This window comes from Paraburkholderia sp. RL17-337-BIB-A, assembly GCF_046025895.1.
Taxonomy (GTDB): Bacteria; Pseudomonadota; Gammaproteobacteria; order Burkholderiales; family Burkholderiaceae; genus Paraburkholderia; species Paraburkholderia fungorum_C.
Map to the genome: position 1 here is coordinate 360,854 of NZ_JARESY010000004.1, position 17,254 is coordinate 378,107.

Below are 17,254 nucleotides of genomic sequence, written 5' to 3' on the forward strand. Positions count from 1 at the left end.
AGCACTCGGGCGACCGGCCGGAAATGGGCCGAATTGGGTCTCATGTGTTAAGGCATAAATCGACTCCCGAGGTAGGGTCGTGATTGGGATTCGGTCGTCGCGCTGCCGGCAACACGAGGTCGGTTGCCGCGCGGCAGTTTGCCCACAGGCGATTTCGGGCACACTACGGGCATCTTCGCTCAGCCTCACATGCCATGCCCCATTCGTTTAAGCCCACTGTCGAACAGCACGCTGTCGTAGATGCCGTTCTTGGCGGGGGCGACCTGAAGATCAAGGCGTATGCGGGCGCGGGAAAGACTTCGACGCTGCGGCTGATTGCTGATCACCTCCCGGGTAAGCGCGGCAGCTATCTCGCCTTCAACAAGGAAATCGCCGAGCACGCTCGCCGCGGCTTTCCGTCCAATGTCAACGCTCGCACAGTGCATTCGCTCGCGTATGCATCCGTAGCTCCCGCCCTGACCGCGCGCCTGAACATCCCGGGCGAGCCACCGCACGAATTGGCTGCCCGCTATGGGCTCGGACCGATACAGGTGCCGACCATCACCGGCAAAACCGTCGAAGTCACGCCGTTTGAAATTGGTCGGATAGTTGCCGACGGGCTGGGCAGGTTCTGCCGCTCGGCGCAGTTGCGGCCGGAGGCTTCCCACATCCCTGTCGACGAAAAGGTACATGAAAAGGCGGCCGACTGGCTGCGCGAATCGTTACTTCCCTGCGTGGTGCGTCTGTGGAATGAAAGCACTGATCCACGCGGGCGCAGCGCCATTGCGCCGGACGTCTATCTAAAAGTCTGGGCGCAGACAGAACCGCGTATCGATGCGGACTTCATCCTGTTTGACGAGGCGCAGGACAGCGATGGCGTCATGCTCTCGGTGCTTGGCCGCCAGCGCCACGCGCAGATCATTTACGTCGGTGATCCCTACCAGCAAATCTACGAGTGGCGTGGCGCTGTCAATGCAATGGCGCAGATCGACGCGCACGAGCGGGCACTAACCGAATCCTTCCGCTTCGGACCCATGGTCGCTGCGCTCGCCAGCCGTATTCTAGGACTGCTTGACGAGCGTACGCCCATTCGCGGCCAGGACACAATCGGTTCGATTCTGGTGGACGACCCTGCTGTCTCTCCACCCGTCGATGCCATTTTGTGTCGGAAGAACGTGACGGCCATCTGGCAACTGGCCGCGGGCGTCGAAGCCGGTTATAAGCCAGCGATCCGGATGAATCCCGCCGAGATTGTGGCATTTGCAGATGGTGCCGATCAGTTGCAGGCGGGAAAACGAGCGTTCCGGCCAGCGGCGTTCTCCCTGTTCGAAACGTGGAAGGACGCTCAGGCGTTTGCACAGAGCACGGTCGGGCGCGACCTGCATCCGATCGTCCGAATTGTCGACGAGTTTGGCACCGACTATCTGCGTGCACTGGCGCGGCGAATCGCGCCCGAGGCGTCCGCTGACTACGTAATCTCTACCGTTCACCGCGCGAAGGGGCTGGAATGGAAACGGGTGAAAGTAGCCAATGATTTTCGCTTCAAGACCATCGACGGACGCCTGATGCTGGAGCAAGACGAGATGCGCCTGCTGTACGTGGCAGTCACGCGTGCACGTCATGTTCTGGACATCTCTGAGCTACGCGAAGAGCTTATACGGCTGTTCAGGTCGCGGCGGTGACAGGCTGACGACTGTTCGCGCCGCACCAATGCGACTCTCAAGGCCGAGCTAGACGGTCACCGAACACTCAATGCCGGCTCAGGCCAGCTTGCGGTCTGCCCGTTGGTAGGGCTTGCCTGCCTGAAAGCGGTCGAGCCGTTCGCTCGCTTCGGCGATAAATCCCGTCAGGATCATCGTCTGGGTTATTGGGTTAGAGTCTGCGCATCACGCAAAGTTTTCGAAGAACCTCTGCATCCGACAGATCGGCCCTAGCTGGTTCATGTCTCTCACGAGAATAGGACCTGGTGCAGGGGCTTCCTTTACCGAACAATGACTTGAAAATTTATCTTCTCCCGCAAAATGAAAAACTATGGAACAACATAAAGTGTCACGCCCCGGTCATTGCAACGTTCCACGTTACAAGCGCGGGACCCTTGTTGTTACACATCCATCGTTCGACTCCAGCAACGATGCCTTCTTATCGCCCCGCAAAGCGGTGAACGCTGATAGAGGGGGCCCCAAACGCTCAAGAAGAGGTAGTAGACGCGAACCGTCGATACACCGGACCTCATATGAACATTTCGGTCGGCGATCGCATTCAAGCTCAATGTGCTTCCAGCATTGGCTATGAAAAAGTTGATTTTCTGGAAGACGGATCATCGTGTCTGCGTCATACGCGGGAGATGTCCGCCAACGGTCTTTGAGGCGGTTTCGGGAAATGCCTACGTATTTTTGACCATCTGTGTATCTGCGTGGCGATGGAGAAGTCGCCAGCCGCCCCGCTCACGACGAAACACCATAGTGACCCTGTAGTCTCTTGTCGACTCAGAGGACTGCCCGGGAACCTGGTAGCGGATATGCTCATTCTGGACAACGTACCCCAAGTCACCAGACGATCGGGCCGCAAGTCGTTCGAGTGTGCTTGTACCTTTAGAAAAATGTGAACCTACCCAGTCGAGGCGCGGACCAATTGCTGCCCAACCCTGTTCGGTCTCTCCTCCAAACCCTCCGGACAAGGTTACATCGTCTCCATGTGACCAAATCGCTTTAGTGGTGTCCGCGTTCCCATTCTCAAGGTCGTGTTGGGCTGAGTCGAACCTCGAGAGCGCTTCTAAAAACCCCTTATCAGCAGTCGCCTCTTGTGCATGCATTGCGGTAGCTCCAACCAGAAGAAAGCCAGGTGTAGTTGCTGGAAAAACCAAATATTGCGATTCATCGAAATCCTCTAATCGACCGATCCATGCGAGTACCTTGCTGCGGTCTGGCGAATGACGTGCATCTTTGAGTGCCGTCATAGACCCGCCCACCAGGGAACTGAAACCATGTACTGGCAAGAGCACCGAAATTCTGGACTGAGTGGAATTCAGGTTATTGCGCCTCACCGAGTTCGCCTGTCGGTACGCCCTCGTGCACGATTGCACGGCTTATCAGTCGCAGGAGGCTTCGCACTTTGAGCCTATGTGTCGACGTATCGTAAGTCTACGCCCAGCCACTCCGGATATTGGACGATTTTCATGACCTCCAGGTCGCGGCAAAATGTGCCGGCCAACCGCCAGCAGCGCACCTGATCCGCTTTTGCCGTTCGACGCAGCATCATATGAACGGCTGCTTCCGGAAGAGGCGCGACGTTCGAACGTCGTCGTGAGAGTGTGGACCAACGTCCGTAGCTGGCCGACTTCTGCCTGTTGTCGGGCGGACATGTTTCGCGGGCGCTGTCAACTTGCCGATAAATTGACAGAACGGCGGCAGGTGCGGCGAATGTTCAGAAACCAGTTGACGGATTTTGAGTAACTTCGGTGAGTTCGCGCCACGCGGCGAAGCGGGTCGCGAGTTGTTTGCGGTGGAGTGAAGCGGGCAACAGATGCCGCTTCAGTGCGAAATGTTGCCGAATCAATTCGAAGCACGAGAGAAATGCCCGTGTGCGTTTCGGGAAGCGAAAATACCATCGCACTGCGCAACTGATGACGCTAGCCGGGAAGCGGTGACCGTGATAGAGCGATTTCGATTTGTTCATCGTCCAATCTCACCCGACCGACCCCGGCAACCTGACAATGCCCTTTCGTGTCATTCTCCACTGCCTTAAAAAACCACCGTTATAAAGAACATTGCGTCACGCCATAGGCTCTCCGTGCGGCGACATGCCCAAGATCGTGTCGAGGGCTATCGGGCGGTGTCGTAGAAAGCCCTGCGCATAGTCGATTCCGATTTCGCGCAATAGCGTTTCCACGGCTTCGGTCTCCACAAATTCGGCTACGGTTCTCTTACCGGTAATCGTCGCAACTTCGCGGATGCACCGTACTGTGGCCTGATCAACCCGATCGTGCGTCAGATCTTGAATGAATTGCCCGTCGATCTTCAGGTAATCGACGGGCAAGCTCTTGAGGTAGCCGAACGACGATACGCCGCTACCGAAATCGTCCAGCGCGAAGCGCACACCGAATGCATGCATCGATTCGAAGAACAATTTCGCGTCGCTCAAGTTCGTGATAGCTGTGGTTTCGGTGATCTCGAAGCACAGCTTGTGATGATCGAATGCGATGGTCTTGATCAACTCCGTGACGTAGTGATGGAAGTCGCGGTCGCCGATCGACTGACCCGACAGGTTGATCGCCAGTGTATCGACATGCGACAGCACCGTCCGGTGCTTGGCCATCCATTCGAACACCGTGCGCACGACCGAGCGATCGATGCGCGAGACCATATGAAAACGCTCCGCGGCGGGCAGGAACGCACCCGGCGAGATCAGCCGGCCGTCGTCGTCGATCAGCCGCAGCAGGATCTCGCCGAATAAGCCTTCGCGTTCATGGCCCAATGACTTGATCTGTTGCCAGAGCAGGATGAACTGCCCATTGTCCAGCGCCTGTTCTAGCCGTCGCACCCATTGCATATCCTCGTGATGAGACTCGATCACTTCGTCGGCCCCAAAATAAGCATGTACACGGTTGCGCCCAGCCTGTTTTGCGGCAAAGCAGGCGCTGTCGGCCGCTCGCAAGATACACGCCGTGGTTGGCCAGCGCGTGTCCACCGGCACCAGCCCGATGCTGGCCCCGATATGGAGACGCTGGTTGCCGTGTTGAAACCGAAATGCGTCGATTCCTTCGCAGATCTTCTGCGCGACGCTTTGAGCCGCTTCGATGGAGCAATGCTTGATAATCAGGCCAAACTCATCACCGCCCAAGCGAGCGAAGGTATCGCTCTTGCGGACCAGCTTACTGATCAGGCCGACCACCTGCTTGAGCAACTGATCGCCGGCAGCATGCCCGCCTGCATCATTGACCAGTTTGAATTGGTCGAGATCGATGTACATCAACGCATATTCCGTCTCCCCTTGATGAGCCGAGGTCAGTGCCAGTTGCAATCGGCGCTCGAACTCGTCCCGATTGAACAGCCCCGTTAGCGTGTCGTGGGTGGCCCGGTACGTCATCTCCTGGATTAGTTGACGCTGTTGCGACACGTCACGAAATACCAGCACCACGCCCAGGGTCTGGCCGGCCGCATCCTTGATCGGTGCGGCCGAATCCTCAATGCGATACTCCCGGCCATCGCGGCTCATCAGCACCGTGTGGTCTGCCATATCGACAACGCGGTCCTCAGACAAGCACTCCTCTACCGGACTCTTCGCCCGCAACCGAGTCGTCTCATCGACGATCTCAAATACCACTTCAGACGGCATTCCACGAGCTGCCACATTACTCCATCCCGTGAGTTTTTCAGCGACGGGGTTAAGGTACTCGACGCGACCTTGCGCATCCGTGGTGATCACACCCTCACTAATTGAATGGAGTGTCACCCGCAAGCGCTCATGCTGCGCAGCCAGTTCCGATTGCACGCGCTTGCGTTCGGTCACGTCCTCGATGACCGTCAGCGAGAGTAAGGTGTCGCATTGAATGACGGACGACAGCAAGACGTCCATGACGGTGCCGTCTTTACGCACCATCTGGTATTCGATGTCTTTACGCTGGCCGGTTCGAAAAAACTCTGGGATGCCCGTCTCAGTGCAATAGGCGCGCGATTCAGGCGTCATAAAGTCACCCACAAAACGGCCAATCACCTCGTCACGCGCATAGCCTAGAGTCGTTAGCCAGACATCACTGACATGTACCAGGCGCCCTTGTGGATCGATCGAATGCAGCATCGCCGGTGTGGCTTCGTACAGCATCTGGTAGCGTTGCGCGCTTGTATCCCGTGTTTGTTGCGCCAAGGTTCCCAGTTGCCCGTCAAATGGGGCGATATTTCTGTCCATCATCTACTATGCTCGGATGTTTGTTCGATGGAAATTCGTCCGTGCCGGTCTATCGTGGCACGTCATTTTTGTTTTTTTAAAGCAGGGTGGTCATCGCGGATTACACCAATTGAGTGCCAGGATGTTGGTCTGGCACGCGATGCCTTCGATCACGGTGATGATCTCGCCCACCCTGGCGGAACTGTCAGAGATCCCGTGCATCGTGTCGACCACCCGTCCGACCACCTCTCCGCCCCGCCGCATACGCGCCGACGCATTCCTGCACGGCAGCGGCCATCAGGCCTTGCTGAACCTCGATGAAATCGTTTAGCGCCTTGAAGAACGCTGTTCGACGCGGCGTCAAGCTCAGCATGGTTGCACGTGCCCATTGCTGTCATGCGCGGCCAATTGCGCTTTGATAGGCAGGAGAGCCGCTGAATAGACCTCTCGTACCTGCATCAGGTGACCGAAGGCAGCCCGCTCAGAAAGACGATCCATTTCAACTTCCAACGTCTCGCTCAATCGCGGCTCTCCGGCGCTGAAGCGATACGCATCCAGCCGCAAAAAAAACCGACCGGTTAGGGTCGGCTAAAGATTCTGACTGTCCGGGGGCATGCCAGAACCTGAGAGAAAATTGGGCATCCGATCCTCATCGGCCGCTTTTGGCACTGAGACAAAGGGGCGGACGCAGTCCCCTGGGTTGACCGGCGAGTTCCCGGACCTGGGCCGCACCAGGCGGATGAAACTATCCGCTATCCTTGGGTGGCTGATTCCTGATCCAGTGCGGCGAGAATGGCATTGGTCAGCCCAAGCAGCGTCGAGTGATATTCGGCGGGCAAGGAGATATCGTCCATCTGCGTCAGGGCATCTTCAATGCCCTGACGGAATGACCGGATGACCGCGGCACGCTGCGACGTCGTGAGGTGCGGCAGGGTGGCATCTAGAAACGCGCCCAGCACGATGGACCGTGCGCCAAGCATGCTTACTGTCTTCGTGTTAGTGGTCGAGAGTGCGGCCATCTTTCTCAGCACCTCGTCAGCATTGTTCAATTTTCCGCCCGCTCAGAAGGCCTGCCAGTCCACGGCATCACCAGCGTGCGTCACGGCTGTGGTGCTCCGGTCTGCACTAACGACTGGCCTGGTCAATGACTCACGAGAGGTCATGCGAACTGTCGGTGCCGACGGACGCGGTTCACTCCGCTGGGCAACCGCTCGTGACGCCGAGGCCCCCGTTTCGCCGATTTTGAAGAACGCCACCGTTTCACGCAGGCTTTGGGCCTGTCCGGCCATCGACTGCGCCGCCGCCGAGGCCTCTTCGACCAGCGCGGCATTCTGCTGGGTCACCTGGTCCATCTGGCTGACCGCCTGATTCACCTGTTCGATGCCGGTGCTCTGCTCCTGCGACGCCGACGAGATTTCGCCCACGATATCGGTCACGCGCTTCACCGACTCGACGATCTCGTTGATCGTGCTGCCTGCTTCCTCGACGAGCTTCGAGCCGACGTCCACCCGATCCAGCGAGCTGCCGATCAGATCCTTGATTTCCTTCGCCGCAGTGGCGCTGCGCTGGGCGAGTGTGCGGACCTCACCGGCCACGACAGCAAAGCCCCGACCCTGTTCGCCCGCGCGGGCTGCCTCGACCGCCGCGTTGAGCGCGAGGATGTTGGTCTGGAAGGCGATGCCCTCGATCACCGTGATGATCTCCGACATCCTGGCTGAACTGCTGGCGATCTCATGCATCGTCTCAACGACACGCCCGACCACCTCGCCACCGCGCTGCGCGATGCCCGAGGCCGTGCCGGCCAGCGTGGCGGCCTGCCTTGCGTTGTCCGTGTTATGACGGACCGTGGCGGTCAGCTCTTCCATGCTGGAGGCAGTTTCCTCGAGAGAGGCCGCCTGCTCTTCGGTGCGGCTCGACAGATCCAGATTGCCCTGGGCGATCTGCGCACTCGCGGTCGCCACGCCTTCGGCGTTCTCGCGCACCTCTGACACGACCCCCAGCAGGCCGTCGCGCATGGCCTTCAGCGATGCCATCAGGCTGCTCGTGTCGCCGGGACGCAGGTCGATCCTGACGCCCAGATCGCCGGTGGCAACGCTTTTGGCCAGTTCGGCGGCGGTCGCTGGTTCGGCCCCCAACTGCCGCGTCACACTGCGCGTGAGCCAGACCCCGATCGCGATGCCGCCCAGAACAGAAAAGACCACCAGGGCGATCATCAGGGTGCGGCTTTCCTGATAGAGCATCCGGTTCGAGTCGGCACGGTCTTTCGCGCCTTTCTGCTTCAGATTCACCACTACGTCCATCAGGTCGTCGACCTTGTTGCTCCTCGAGCGGAAATCGCCGAACAGGTAGTCGGTCAGGTCACTGCGATCCTGTAGCGAAGCAGCGCGGGCCCGGGCCTGCATCTCCCTGACGGCCTGCGCGTAATCCTGCCAGCTCTGGTCGATCTCGGCGAAGGCAGCCCTGCCTTTCTCGTTCACTAACGTCTGTTTGGCTTTGTCGAGGTTCTCGCGCGTCAGTGCCAGGTTTTTTTCGCTGTCGGCGAGGAATGCGGCCCGCTGCTCGGCGCTGGTGGCCAGAATGGCGTCGCGCAGAGAGCGGCTGACATACAGGAGGTCGATGTTCGCCTCCTGGGTAAGGTCGAGCCCGACCAGATTGAGACGGTAGATATCGTCGCCGTTGTCGTTAATCTGATCCATATCGTGGATGCCGATCCCGCTGACGATGGCGCCAATAGCACACACCAGCATAAAAGCACTGATCAGTCTGGTACCCAGTTTCATGTTGCTGAATTTCATCGTGTTATTTTTTAAACTTGACGTGGGATTACCGTGTCCAATTGATCGATGAAAGTACGTGACGATCGCAGCGATGGGTTGCGCGAGTTCTTTCGCAATCGGCACCTCCGGTTCGTCGAGGGTCGCCATAGAGACCCCCGGTACCAATTCGGATACGAGCGTTGGAGTATTTCCGGCATTCGCCTAGCTTCGTTGATCTCCATTAGAGTCCGAACAAACTCTCGCCCTCCCGACCGGAGACAAAAGACATCAGGCGGACGTCTCGCTCGATTTCGTCCACTCGGTGCGACGTCTTGCTGTCGCAATTCAGGAAAACATTGAATGACGTCCCTCTTGGCGGTATCCCCGCGACAATAGGTTGGATGATCGGGTGGCTACAAACGGCGAGTCTTATCTACTTTCGCGAATTCATAGCCCCCGAATGTGGCTTTGCTGCAGCCATGAACGCCGTTCAATTTGGGAATTGAAGCCGAGAGGACTAAAAGCAAATCGTTTTGCACTGGCTTCCGGGTCTCAAACGTTAGCTACAACGAAGCACCGGAAAAGTCGTTAGTCTCCTACTATACGAAGTCGAAAAATATCGGTCGATCCCGAATTTTATGTAGGGTTTTCCCTACACCTATGACAGCTAGAAAGTAGTGTTTTCTAGTTTTAAGTGTTCTCGAGAAATTGACTTGAAATCTGGTGCCATACCCGTTTAGAAGCTCGACGCGTTCGGTGTCGATGGTTTCCTTCGTCCAGGTGACGGAGTTCGCCCGCTATGCAGAGCTTTACCAGGGCGATCAGATTCAGGAGGCAGCATGCATGGCGCACGCACGCCGAAAGGTGCACGATCTGCACGCTGTGCGGCCATCGGCGATCACCAGCGAAGCACTCGAACGCATCGGCGCCCTCTACCGTATTGAAGAACAGATTCGTGGCAAGCCGCCTGACGAACGACAGCGCATACACCAGGCGCAGGCCGTACCGCTGCTTGAGGACATGAAGCGCTGGTTCGAGACGACGCTTCTCACGCTTTCCGCGAAATCGGACACCAGCAAAGCGATCCAGTACTCGTTGAATCGCTGGCCTGCGCTGGTCTATTGCTGCAGCGATGGGCAGGCTGAGATCGACAACCTGATCGCCGAGCGCGCGTTGCGCGGTGTGGCTGTTGGTCGCCGCAATTTGTTATTTGTCGGCGCAGACTCAGGCGGCGAACGTGCCGCTGCTATGCACAGTTTGGTCGGATCTGCCCGCCTGAACGGCATTGATCCCGAAGCCTACCTGCATTACGTCATCGAGCGCATTGCCGATCACCCGGCAAACCGGATCGACGAACTGCTGCCCTGGAATGTCGCCCCACTGCTGCCCGCCGCCTCACACATCGATCCTGTTCGCTAGCAGCTGATCCGGGCAAGCGTCAACGACTCGGCTCTTGCCACATGGAGTGCCGTGGCGACCATCGCCTCAGACAACGCCCGCGGACGACCACCCGTTATGGCCGCCCATCAGGCCGCGCACCCCGCTGTCCCGCCATGCGCGCGCCTAGTTGTAGACCGTTTGCCCGCTCACATCGAGCTGCAAGACGATGGCCTTGGGCTTGATCCTGCTCCCGAGCATCAGCAGACCCGCTGCCCGCGTGTGCGTGTGCGTGTGCCGATGCCGGTGATTGATCGAAAGCTGCCGCGACGTTATTTCCTCCGCTTCGCTCAGTTCTACCACACACTTCATCCGCTACCCCGGCATCAAGCAGGCGCCAGGTTAGCGAAATGCAAACAGATTTACCAGAAACACTTAACGCGGTTATTCCTGCGTTGTAGTCAACACCAATTTGAGAGAAACGATCAGAGCTGAAAACTTACTCGGTAAGTTGATGAGACATGGCATATCGCACCAATTGAACCGTGCTTTGACAATCTATTTTTTGCATCAATCGCGCTTTATGCGTGCTGACCGTTTTGTTGCTAATCGAAAGTTCTTCAGCGATTTCATTGACGCTGCGCCCCCTTACGAGCAGATTGAATATTTCAAATTCTCGAGTGGAAAGAAGTTCGTGCGGGGGTCTTTGCGCCAAATCGCCCCCGTCAAATAGCAACTGTTCTGCCAATCGTGGATCGATGAAGCGACCGCCCGACGCAACCTTGACAACCGCGCCAATCAATGTCAACGGATCGCTGTCCTTGGTAAGATAGCCGGACGCTCCGGCGTTTAAGGCATATCGTACAATCTGCGGTTCGTTATGCATGCTCAACACCAGAATATAGGGGCACCCTCTTTGCAAACGAATGCGGTTAATCAGGTTCGCACCACTGATCCCGGACATCGACATGTCAAGCAATATCAGGTCTACCTGCATACGCCGCAGAGTTTCGAATACCTCGTCACCATTAGAGGCTTCTGCCACCACAGAAATGCCTTTTTCCAACGAGAACAGCTGCTTCAGCCCTTCACGCATAATGGCATGATCATCGGCCACCAATATTTTTATCATTCGTGTCACCGATCAGTTATGGCGGGGATGCGAACTTGAACGCTAGTTCCCTCTCCTGGTGCCGTAGTTATCTCGACTTGGCCGCCAAGCATTAGGACGCGCTCGCGGATGCCGACCAGCCCGAAGGACAGCGCTTTTTTTATAGATGGATCAAAGCCGCTACCGTTGTCACGTACTTCCAGTGCGAGTTCACCTTTATCGGATTTAAAACTGATATCCACTCGATCCGCATTTGCATGCTTCGCCACGTTCCGCAACGCCTCCTGCGCTACCCGGAAAATCGCGATGGTAGTTTTTTCGGGCAAGGATATATTTTTTGGGCTGCGATGCAATTTGCACGTAATGTTTGTCTGCGTCGTGAATTCGCTAACAAGACATTCAAGCGCCGACAGTATACCCAGGTCTAGTTCTGCCGGTCGCAACGTGGACACCACATTGCGTACCGTTTTGATTGTCGAATCCACAATTTCTACCATGTCTCGCACTTTCGTTTTCAAAGCGGGAATCCGCCTGCCGAACTCATGATCGAGTAAGGAGACCCGCATGCGCACCGCGAGTAGATGTTGTGCGAATTCGTCGTGCAATTCCCTCGCCAAATGTTTGCGCTCCTCTTCCCGCACCGACTCCATGCGCACGGCTAGCTGCCTCAGTTGATACCGCGATTCCTCAAGCCGTTGTTCGCTCTCCTTCAGCGAGGTGACGTCCCTGCCTATGCTCAGCACACCGACGATTGTTCCGCTCGAGTTTCTTTCCGCGACCATTTGAATGGCGAAATGACCATTTGAGCCATTTTGGCTTTTCCATACTCCGAACACTTGATTTGGAATTCCCGTTTTCAAAACTTGTTGCAGTATGTTTTTAAAATCCTCAACCGGAACATCGCCTCGCCAATTTGCCTCCAGGGAATTGCCCAGCGCCTTGTCTGCGGGAATGCCAGACTGCCGAACATAGGCCGGATTAACATAAATACGCCTGCAATTTAGGTCGAATCGGACGACCCCGTCCGGCAAGTTCTCCGCCAAAGTGCGGAATTCTTGTTCACTCTTACGCAACTGCTCTTCGACTTTTCGACGCGCCGTGATGTCTACAGTGGTACCGACATATTCTCTAGAATCGGACAATTGCTGCCCCACAGGACAGCCAACGCCCCGAACATATCTGATGCTGCCGTCTGGCAAAACGATTCGATACTCGCATTCGAACCGACTCCACTCCTGAATTGCCTGCTGCACGGTGCGCTGTACTTCATCTCGATCGTCCGGGTGAATTCTTTTCGCAATGGACTCGAAGCTTGGGACGTGCGCCTGCGGCTCATAGCCGAAAATACGATAATGTTCTTCGGACCAGGAGAGTTTCTCCGAAGAAAGATTCCAGCGCCAGCTGCCGGTATGGCTGATCTTCTGGCCTTCAGTGAGACAAGCTTCGCTGCTAATTAATTTCTCGTGGACCCGCTTGCGCTCGGCATTTTCAACTTCCAAGGCCAAATTGGCTTCCCTTAATTCCTGGAGGGCACCAACCAATTCGTCATGTGTGCGTTTCAGGGTCTTAGCGGTGCTATTTCGCATCGCACCGAGTCCGCTGATAAAAAGGGACGTTAAAAGGAACGTGATAAGGCGTACCGTGCCTACGGCACCCACGAAAAATGTGTGCTGCGGGGACACAAAGAAGTAATCAAACGTTAATAGGGAGATCGCAATAGCCAATATGCAGGGTCCTGCCCCCCCGAACCATGTGCTAAATGCTATGGCGCAGAGAAACAATGAAATTGGCGTCCCCACAAAATGTAGCTCCATCCAATGATTCAGGAGTGCCGCTGAGACAACGGAAAGAATCGCGACTCCGCTCTTCGTGGCCGCAGAAAAATCGCGCCAACTGGCCACATTAATTTGCGTCATTTTTTTATTTTGCTGATGTCGGCCGGCATGGCGAAAGCTCGCGGATCTTCGGAGAGCAGGTGCAGGCGTTCTTGCCAGATCAACCGGCTGGCGAGCTTTCCCGGAGGAGTGTCCGAATGGCGGCAATAGGGCAGGCCAGGCCGACTCCCCAGCCATTTCGCCACCTGTTCCACTGGCATCGGCTGGGCGATCGCATGGCCCTGGGCTACGTCGGCACCCAGAATCAACACAGCTTCGAGCATTCCGGCATCTTCGATCCCTTCCACGGCCACTGTTTTGCCTAACGAGTGACCAAGCCGGATCAGCTGGCAGATAAAACGCAATGCGTCTGAGGCATCATGGCCGTCAAGGTTCGAGATATTCCGGTCAATCTTGACAAGATCGAACGGCACTTCCGGCAAACGGTTCAGGCTGCTGTGCCCCGAACCGAGATCAGCGTCGGCCAGCCTGATCCCGAGCGTCTTGAATCTTGTCAGCTCCCGCAATACGTCTACACCAGGCGGAAACGCATCGGTCTCCAGAATTTCCAGGGTCAGCCCGTCTGGAGCACAGCCGCACTCTCTCACCGCCTGCTGCGTCGCTTCGAAATAGCGATTGTGGCTCAGCGCACTGGGCGGCAAATTGACGGAGACGTTCAGGTTAATGCCGTCACGCAGCCAGCGATTTCTTTGCGAAAGCGCCTGCATTAACCCACGGGCATGTAACTCCACAAAATCGTCAGATGACAGGGCCGGAAAAAACTCCCCGGGCGTTCGCAGCCGATCGCTATCGCGTAGCCGGGCTAGCGCCTCGACCTTGATAATCTGCCCCGTTTTGAGATCCATCAGCGGTTGATAGTGCATTTGCAGGGCATCGGATCTGAGCAGTAGCGACCAATGCTGCCGTAACGCATATGGCACAGCATTGGTGCTGCCCTCCAGGCGCTCGATACGCGCGATCGCGAACCCCAAGATGGTTTGCAACAGCACGATGAAATCGATCCGGTCTGTTGCCGTAAAACCGCCAGGAAAAGCGCTGTACAAGAGGAGAACAGCCTTGGGGGGGCTGTTCCGGCCGGCGCAGCGGAATGGCCACGCCTGAGCGAAAGCCGGCTTGCAGCGCGAAGTCTTCCCAGGGAGGCCGCCACTCACCACCAGCGCCGCGACCATACAGCTCAGCAGTAACCAGAAGGCCTGCGAGTAAACGGCGTTGTTCACATTGCGCAAGTCGTTGCAGAGCTTGACGTTGTACGCGATCTGACTGTCTAGTCCTGCCCTTAATTTCACGCCCGCATCGCTAAAGGCACCGCCGGTCGTCAGCATGGCCTTCGCGCCATCCAGGTCGCCTGCCCGGATTTTTGCTTCGAAACTCTGCAACGCAGCCCGGTAGGCAGCAAGATTCCCCTGTCGGCTGCGAGCATCTGGCGGTCGGTGTCGTCCGAGATGTCGTCGCGTGCGGATGTCGCAATATGTTGATCAACGACGCCACTGAGGGCGTCGATCGCTTGCTGGGCTGCGACCCGGCCAGCGCCATTGGTGCTCAAGAGGTACCGACGGTCCGGCCGGGCGTAGCCGCCAATATTGTACTTGGCGTCTTCAAGCTCCTTGACGCCGGGAATGATGTTGCTCTGGACATACTCAAAGCGCTGTTGCGCCTCATAGAACCGCCACAGGCCGATACTGCCGATGAACATCAGGGCCGCCAGGACAATGGACCGCGTGAGGAGCAGGCGTCTCGAGAGGGTCATGCTGGGGATCCTGAGGAAATTAGAGGGGTCGCGCTAATTTATCGGCAGGAATTTTCAGTAGTTTAGGGTTATATCCTAGGGGTATACGCGCGCCCGACGCATCAGCGTGCCAGAAAAGGGGCACGACACATTGCGACCCGGCGCAGATCTATGACCTGGGCGAGCCTACCAGGAAGACGTACCCCCTAACCGGCGATCAGCGTATGAGCACGGGTACGGCTCACTCTCTCGACATAAAAACCTGATCTCACACAGCGTGTGTGTAACAACTTGGTCGTGCCGCGCGAGTCCACGACCGACCCCTGGCCGGTGGCCGTCAAGCAACGCGTTACGCCACGTCAGGCCGTGTGCTACGGCCGAAGAGCCGTAATCGTAACTGGCACAGACGATAGCCCATCCAGAGCGCTCCTTGCTGCCGCGGGGAGCCGCGCGTGGCGGTTAGAAGAACAGCCGGCGCTGCGCGATACTCGGCGATGCCGACTTGTAGGCGTCGCCGTTGCGGTGCTCATGATGCGCCCAGACGATACCCGCCACCCAGTCGACGAACTGCAGGGAAAAGCTGTCCTTACTTTCCCAAGGCGTGGTCTGCAGCATGATCTCGGCGCCGCGGCCCGCGAGTTCGGTGCAGAGATACTCCTGCAGTGAATGCTTGAGTTCGATCTTCAGGGAACGGGCGTGCGGAATAAAGCATACCGAATCGTATTCGCTCATGACCTCAAGTAGCAGGAGCTTCGCCATGAAGTTGTACAGGCCGTTGGGCGAGCGCCGGAAAGCGCTGTTCGCCTTTTCCTTGCGAACAGTAATCGTAACGAAACGGATGTCGGGATGCTTCGCTCGGATCTTCGCGAGTTCGCCGGCGAAAGCCACGCGCTCACCCGACGAGAGCTGTACGGATTTAAGTTCATTGCGCGCCGTGCGGCCCCGATGCTTGTAACAGGGACACCGTACAGCGAATACTTCGCTGGAGCGCAGTTCATCAACTTTCTTCTCGGGCCCGCTACGGTCGCCCTAGCCGTGCCTCTTGCGCTCAACGCCGAGCACATTCGACGAAGCTTGCGTGGGCTTGGCTGCCGCTTCTCGTTTCCCCCTTGCCGACAGTCACGCGCTGAATTTGAAGGATTCGGTCAACGGCAAGCGCATCGGCATCATCAGCGGTGGAAATATCGACCTTGAGCGGTTATGCTCGCTGGTCGCTGCGTCAGCTTTAACTCGCTTTCCTGGGGGGGGCGAAATTGACTCAGGGCAGCGCATTTATGTGACGCAGACCTGGTCATATGTCGAGGGAATCGAACAACATGCCAACCATGTATGAGAAGCTGGTCGCCCTGCTAGAGCGCGAGGGCGCCAGGTATCGTGTCATCGAACATCCTGCGGAGGGACGGTCTGACGCGGTTGCCGCCATTCGCGGAACGTCGCCGGGGCAAGGTGCAAAGGCGATGCTATGCAAGAGCAAAGATGATGGGCAGGCCTTGATTCTCGCTATTCTTCCCGGGGACAGGAAGCTGGACTTCAAGAAAGTGGCGGCAGCTGCCGGGTTCAAGAAGGCCACACTGGCCTCAGCCGAAGAAGCGCAGCATGAAACGGGGTGCGTTATTGGTGCAATCCCTCCGTTTTCGTTCTCTGCGAATATAAAGTTGATTGTTGACCCGGATTTGATTGGCAGCTTTGACGAAATCGCGTTCAACGCCGCTCGGCTCGACAAGTCCATAGTCCTCAGTTCGGCCGATTACGTGCGAATTGCACTCCCGCTCCTTCAGCCGCTATGCGTTTAGGCAAAGTATCCGCAATCTCATTCGACCTTGATGACACCCTGTGGCCATTTAGGCCTTCCGTCGAGCGTGCCGAAGCGACTCTTCATTCATGGCTGATTGAGCACGCGCCAAATACTGCGAGTGTACTGCCTGCATGGCATACGCTCGGTCGGTTGCGAGACGAGTACGAGCGTTCGCGCCCGGACCTCGTCAACGACTACCGAGCTTTGAGAATCGGCTCAATCAGACTCGCGTTGGAGTTGGCGAAGGAAGATGTAACTCTCACTGACAGCGCATACGATGCCTTCTATTCAGCCCGACAGCAGGTCGAGTTTTATGAAGACGCTTTGCCAGCGCTGGCATGGTTGAGTGCCAGGTTTCCACTCGTCGCAGTGACTAACGGCAACGCAGACCTCCGGCTGACTGGCGGTGCTGAGTTCTTTCGTGAAACGTTAAGTGCTCGTGCTCTGGGGATTGCCAAACCTGAACCCGAAATATTCCATGCGGCTGCCCGGGCAGCGGACGTGCATCCAACAGATTTGCTTCACGTGGGGGATGACTTTCACCTGGACATTCTCGGGGCATTGGGTGCCGGGTTGCAGGCGGCATGGCTGGTTCGCCAGAATCATCTCGAGACGAGATTTCTGGAGCATTGTGCCCGCTCCCCGCACCTCACAATTCGCGACTTGTCGGTGCTCTGTCGCGCCCTCGGCGGACCGGCCGAATTATCAGCTGGTCAATTCCGTATTACGTAG

Annotated in this window: 15 protein-coding genes and 5 pseudogenes; 7 read left to right on the forward strand and 13 right to left on the reverse strand. The window is 57.1% G+C overall.

Annotated features, from left to right (window positions below; all coding sequences use genetic code 11):
- The first annotated feature begins 194 nt into the window (after positions 1 to 194).
- Positions 195 to 1,661 carry a 3'-5' exonuclease gene (locus P0D84_RS46745; protein ID WP_408350752.1) on the forward strand — a complete coding sequence of 489 codons (1,467 nt, stop codon included), beginning with the start codon at positions 195 to 197 and terminating at the stop codon, positions 1,659 to 1,661.
- A 551-nt stretch (positions 1,662 to 2,212) separates the two neighbouring features.
- The gene (locus P0D84_RS46750) at positions 2,213 to 2,344 is read left to right on the forward strand and encodes a hypothetical protein (protein ID WP_408350755.1); all 132 of its coding nucleotides are present in this window, start codon (positions 2,213 to 2,215) and stop codon (positions 2,342 to 2,344) included.
- 18 nt (positions 2,345 to 2,362) lie between these two features.
- On the opposite strand, the gene P0D84_RS46755 is transcribed toward P0D84_RS46750, so the two are convergent.
- The 7 genes and pseudogenes from P0D84_RS46755 to P0D84_RS46780 all read right to left on the reverse strand — a co-directional run bounded on the left by P0D84_RS46755 (position 2,363) and on the right by P0D84_RS46780 (position 8,657).
- Positions 2,363 to 2,935 carry a nuclear transport factor 2 family protein gene (locus P0D84_RS46755; protein ID WP_408350758.1) on the reverse strand — a complete coding sequence of 191 codons (573 nt, stop codon included), beginning with the start codon at positions 2,933 to 2,935 and terminating at the stop codon, positions 2,363 to 2,365.
- 467 nt (positions 2,936 to 3,402) lie between these two features.
- Positions 3,403 to 3,579 (reverse strand): annotated as a pseudogene (locus P0D84_RS46760) (IS6 family transposase); the annotation flags it as partial.
- Positions 3,571 to 3,654: pseudogene (locus P0D84_RS49160) on the reverse strand (IS6 family transposase); the annotation flags it as partial. The pseudogenes P0D84_RS49160 and P0D84_RS46760, both read right to left, overlap by 9 nt.
- Positions 3,655 to 3,750: 96 nt before the next feature.
- Positions 3,751 to 5,886, reverse strand: a complete 2,136-nt coding sequence (locus tag P0D84_RS46765) for an EAL domain-containing protein (RefSeq protein WP_408350761.1) — start codon at positions 5,884 to 5,886, stop codon at positions 3,751 to 3,753.
- Positions 5,887 to 5,991: 105 nt separating this feature from the next.
- A pseudogene (locus tag P0D84_RS46770) lies at positions 5,992 to 6,138 on the reverse strand (methyl-accepting chemotaxis protein); the annotation flags it as partial.
- A gap of 476 nt (positions 6,139 to 6,614) precedes the next feature.
- The gene (locus tag P0D84_RS46775; protein WP_408350764.1) at positions 6,615 to 6,911 is read right to left on the reverse strand and encodes a hypothetical protein; all 297 of its coding nucleotides are present in this window, start codon (positions 6,909 to 6,911) and stop codon (positions 6,615 to 6,617) included.
- Positions 6,912 to 6,923: 12 nt separating this feature from the next.
- Entirely contained in the window at positions 6,924 to 8,657 is a 1,734-nt protein-coding gene (locus tag P0D84_RS46780; RefSeq protein ID WP_408351937.1) for a methyl-accepting chemotaxis protein, read from the reverse strand.
- Between the two features lie 735 nt (positions 8,658 to 9,392).
- On the opposite strand from P0D84_RS46780, the pseudogene tnpC reads away from it, so the two are divergent.
- Positions 9,393 to 10,037: pseudogene (gene tnpC, locus P0D84_RS46785) on the forward strand (IS66 family transposase); the annotation flags it as partial.
- Positions 10,038 to 10,181: 144 nt separating this feature from the next.
- Here tnpC and P0D84_RS46790 read toward each other — a convergent pair.
- The 6 genes from P0D84_RS46790 to P0D84_RS46815 form a co-directional block, all read right to left on the reverse strand.
- Positions 10,182 to 10,367: a hypothetical protein gene (locus tag P0D84_RS46790; RefSeq protein ID WP_408350767.1), complete on the reverse strand. Its 186-nt coding sequence runs from the start codon at positions 10,365 to 10,367 to the stop codon at positions 10,182 to 10,184.
- 127 nt (positions 10,368 to 10,494) lie between these two features.
- Positions 10,495 to 11,127: a response regulator gene (locus P0D84_RS46795; protein ID WP_408350770.1), complete on the reverse strand. Its 633-nt coding sequence runs from the start codon at positions 11,125 to 11,127 to the stop codon at positions 10,495 to 10,497.
- 5 nt (positions 11,128 to 11,132) lie between these two features.
- Positions 11,133 to 13,022 (reverse strand): PAS domain S-box protein, encoded by a 1,890-nt coding sequence (locus P0D84_RS46800; protein WP_408350773.1) that lies wholly within the window; start codon positions 13,020 to 13,022, stop codon positions 11,133 to 11,135.
- Positions 13,019 to 14,323, reverse strand: coding sequence for an EAL domain-containing protein (locus P0D84_RS46805; RefSeq protein ID WP_408350776.1), 1,305 nt, complete (start codon positions 14,321 to 14,323; stop codon positions 13,019 to 13,021). The genes P0D84_RS46800 and P0D84_RS46805 overlap by 4 nt, the downstream gene beginning before the upstream one ends.
- Positions 14,317 to 14,748 carry a hypothetical protein gene (locus tag P0D84_RS46810; protein WP_408350779.1) on the reverse strand — a complete coding sequence of 144 codons (432 nt, stop codon included), beginning with the start codon at positions 14,746 to 14,748 and terminating at the stop codon, positions 14,317 to 14,319. Before P0D84_RS46810 ends, P0D84_RS46805 begins: the two co-directional genes overlap by 7 nt.
- A gap of 438 nt (positions 14,749 to 15,186) precedes the next feature.
- Entirely contained in the window at positions 15,187 to 15,615 is a 429-nt protein-coding gene (locus tag P0D84_RS46815; protein WP_408351991.1) for a hypothetical protein, read from the reverse strand.
- A gap of 60 nt (positions 15,616 to 15,675) precedes the next feature.
- Here P0D84_RS46815 and P0D84_RS46820 point away from each other — a divergent pair.
- The 4 genes and pseudogenes from P0D84_RS46820 to P0D84_RS46835 form a co-directional block, all read left to right on the forward strand.
- Positions 15,676 to 15,795 (forward strand): annotated as a pseudogene (locus P0D84_RS46820) (LrgB family protein); the annotation flags it as partial.
- A gap of 10 nt (positions 15,796 to 15,805) precedes the next feature.
- A complete protein-coding gene (locus P0D84_RS46825) occupies positions 15,806 to 16,060 on the forward strand; it encodes a hypothetical protein (RefSeq protein ID WP_408351994.1) in 255 nt (84 codons plus the stop codon).
- Entirely contained in the window at positions 16,053 to 16,520 is a 468-nt protein-coding gene (locus P0D84_RS46830) for a YbaK/prolyl-tRNA synthetase associated domain-containing protein (RefSeq protein WP_408351940.1), read from the forward strand. The genes P0D84_RS46825 and P0D84_RS46830 overlap by 8 nt, the downstream gene beginning before the upstream one ends.
- Positions 16,511 to 17,254, forward strand: a complete 744-nt coding sequence (locus P0D84_RS46835; protein ID WP_408350782.1) for an HAD family hydrolase — start codon at positions 16,511 to 16,513, stop codon at positions 17,252 to 17,254. The genes P0D84_RS46830 and P0D84_RS46835 overlap by 10 nt, the downstream gene beginning before the upstream one ends.

What these genes read in the sequence shown, in the direction of transcription:
- P0D84_RS46755 (WP_408350758.1), bottom strand. Translation starts at nt 2,935, where the DNA reads ATGACGGCACTCAAAGATGCACGTCATTCGCCAGACCGCAGCAAGGTA.
- P0D84_RS46780 (WP_408351937.1), bottom strand. Translation starts at nt 8,657, where the DNA reads ATGAAATTCAGCAACATGAAACTGGGTACCAGACTGATCAGTGCTTTT.
- P0D84_RS46835 (WP_408350782.1), top strand. Translation starts at nt 16,511, where the DNA reads ATGCGTTTAGGCAAAGTATCCGCAATCTCATTCGACCTTGATGACACC.
- P0D84_RS46810 (WP_408350779.1), bottom strand. Translation starts at nt 14,748, where the DNA reads ATGACCCTCTCGAGACGCCTGCTCCTCACGCGGTCCATTGTCCTGGCG.
- P0D84_RS46830 (WP_408351940.1), top strand. Translation starts at nt 16,053, where the DNA reads ATGTATGAGAAGCTGGTCGCCCTGCTAGAGCGCGAGGGCGCCAGGTAT.
- P0D84_RS46790 (WP_408350767.1), bottom strand. Translation starts at nt 10,367, where the DNA reads ATGAAGTGTGTGGTAGAACTGAGCGAAGCGGAGGAAATAACGTCGCGG.
- P0D84_RS46750 (WP_408350755.1), top strand. Translation starts at nt 2,213, where the DNA reads ATGAACATTTCGGTCGGCGATCGCATTCAAGCTCAATGTGCTTCCAGC.
- P0D84_RS46795 (WP_408350770.1), bottom strand. Translation starts at nt 11,127, where the DNA reads ATGATAAAAATATTGGTGGCCGATGATCATGCCATTATGCGTGAAGGG.
- P0D84_RS46805 (WP_408350776.1), bottom strand. Translation starts at nt 14,323, where the DNA reads ATGCTGACGACCGGCGGTGCCTTTAGCGATGCGGGCGTGAAATTAAGG.
- P0D84_RS46765 (WP_408350761.1), bottom strand. Translation starts at nt 5,886, where the DNA reads ATGATGGACAGAAATATCGCCCCATTTGACGGGCAACTGGGAACCTTG.
- P0D84_RS46745 (WP_408350752.1), top strand. Translation starts at nt 195, where the DNA reads ATGCCCCATTCGTTTAAGCCCACTGTCGAACAGCACGCTGTCGTAGAT.
- P0D84_RS46800 (WP_408350773.1), bottom strand. Translation starts at nt 13,022, where the DNA reads ATGACGCAAATTAATGTGGCCAGTTGGCGCGATTTTTCTGCGGCCACG.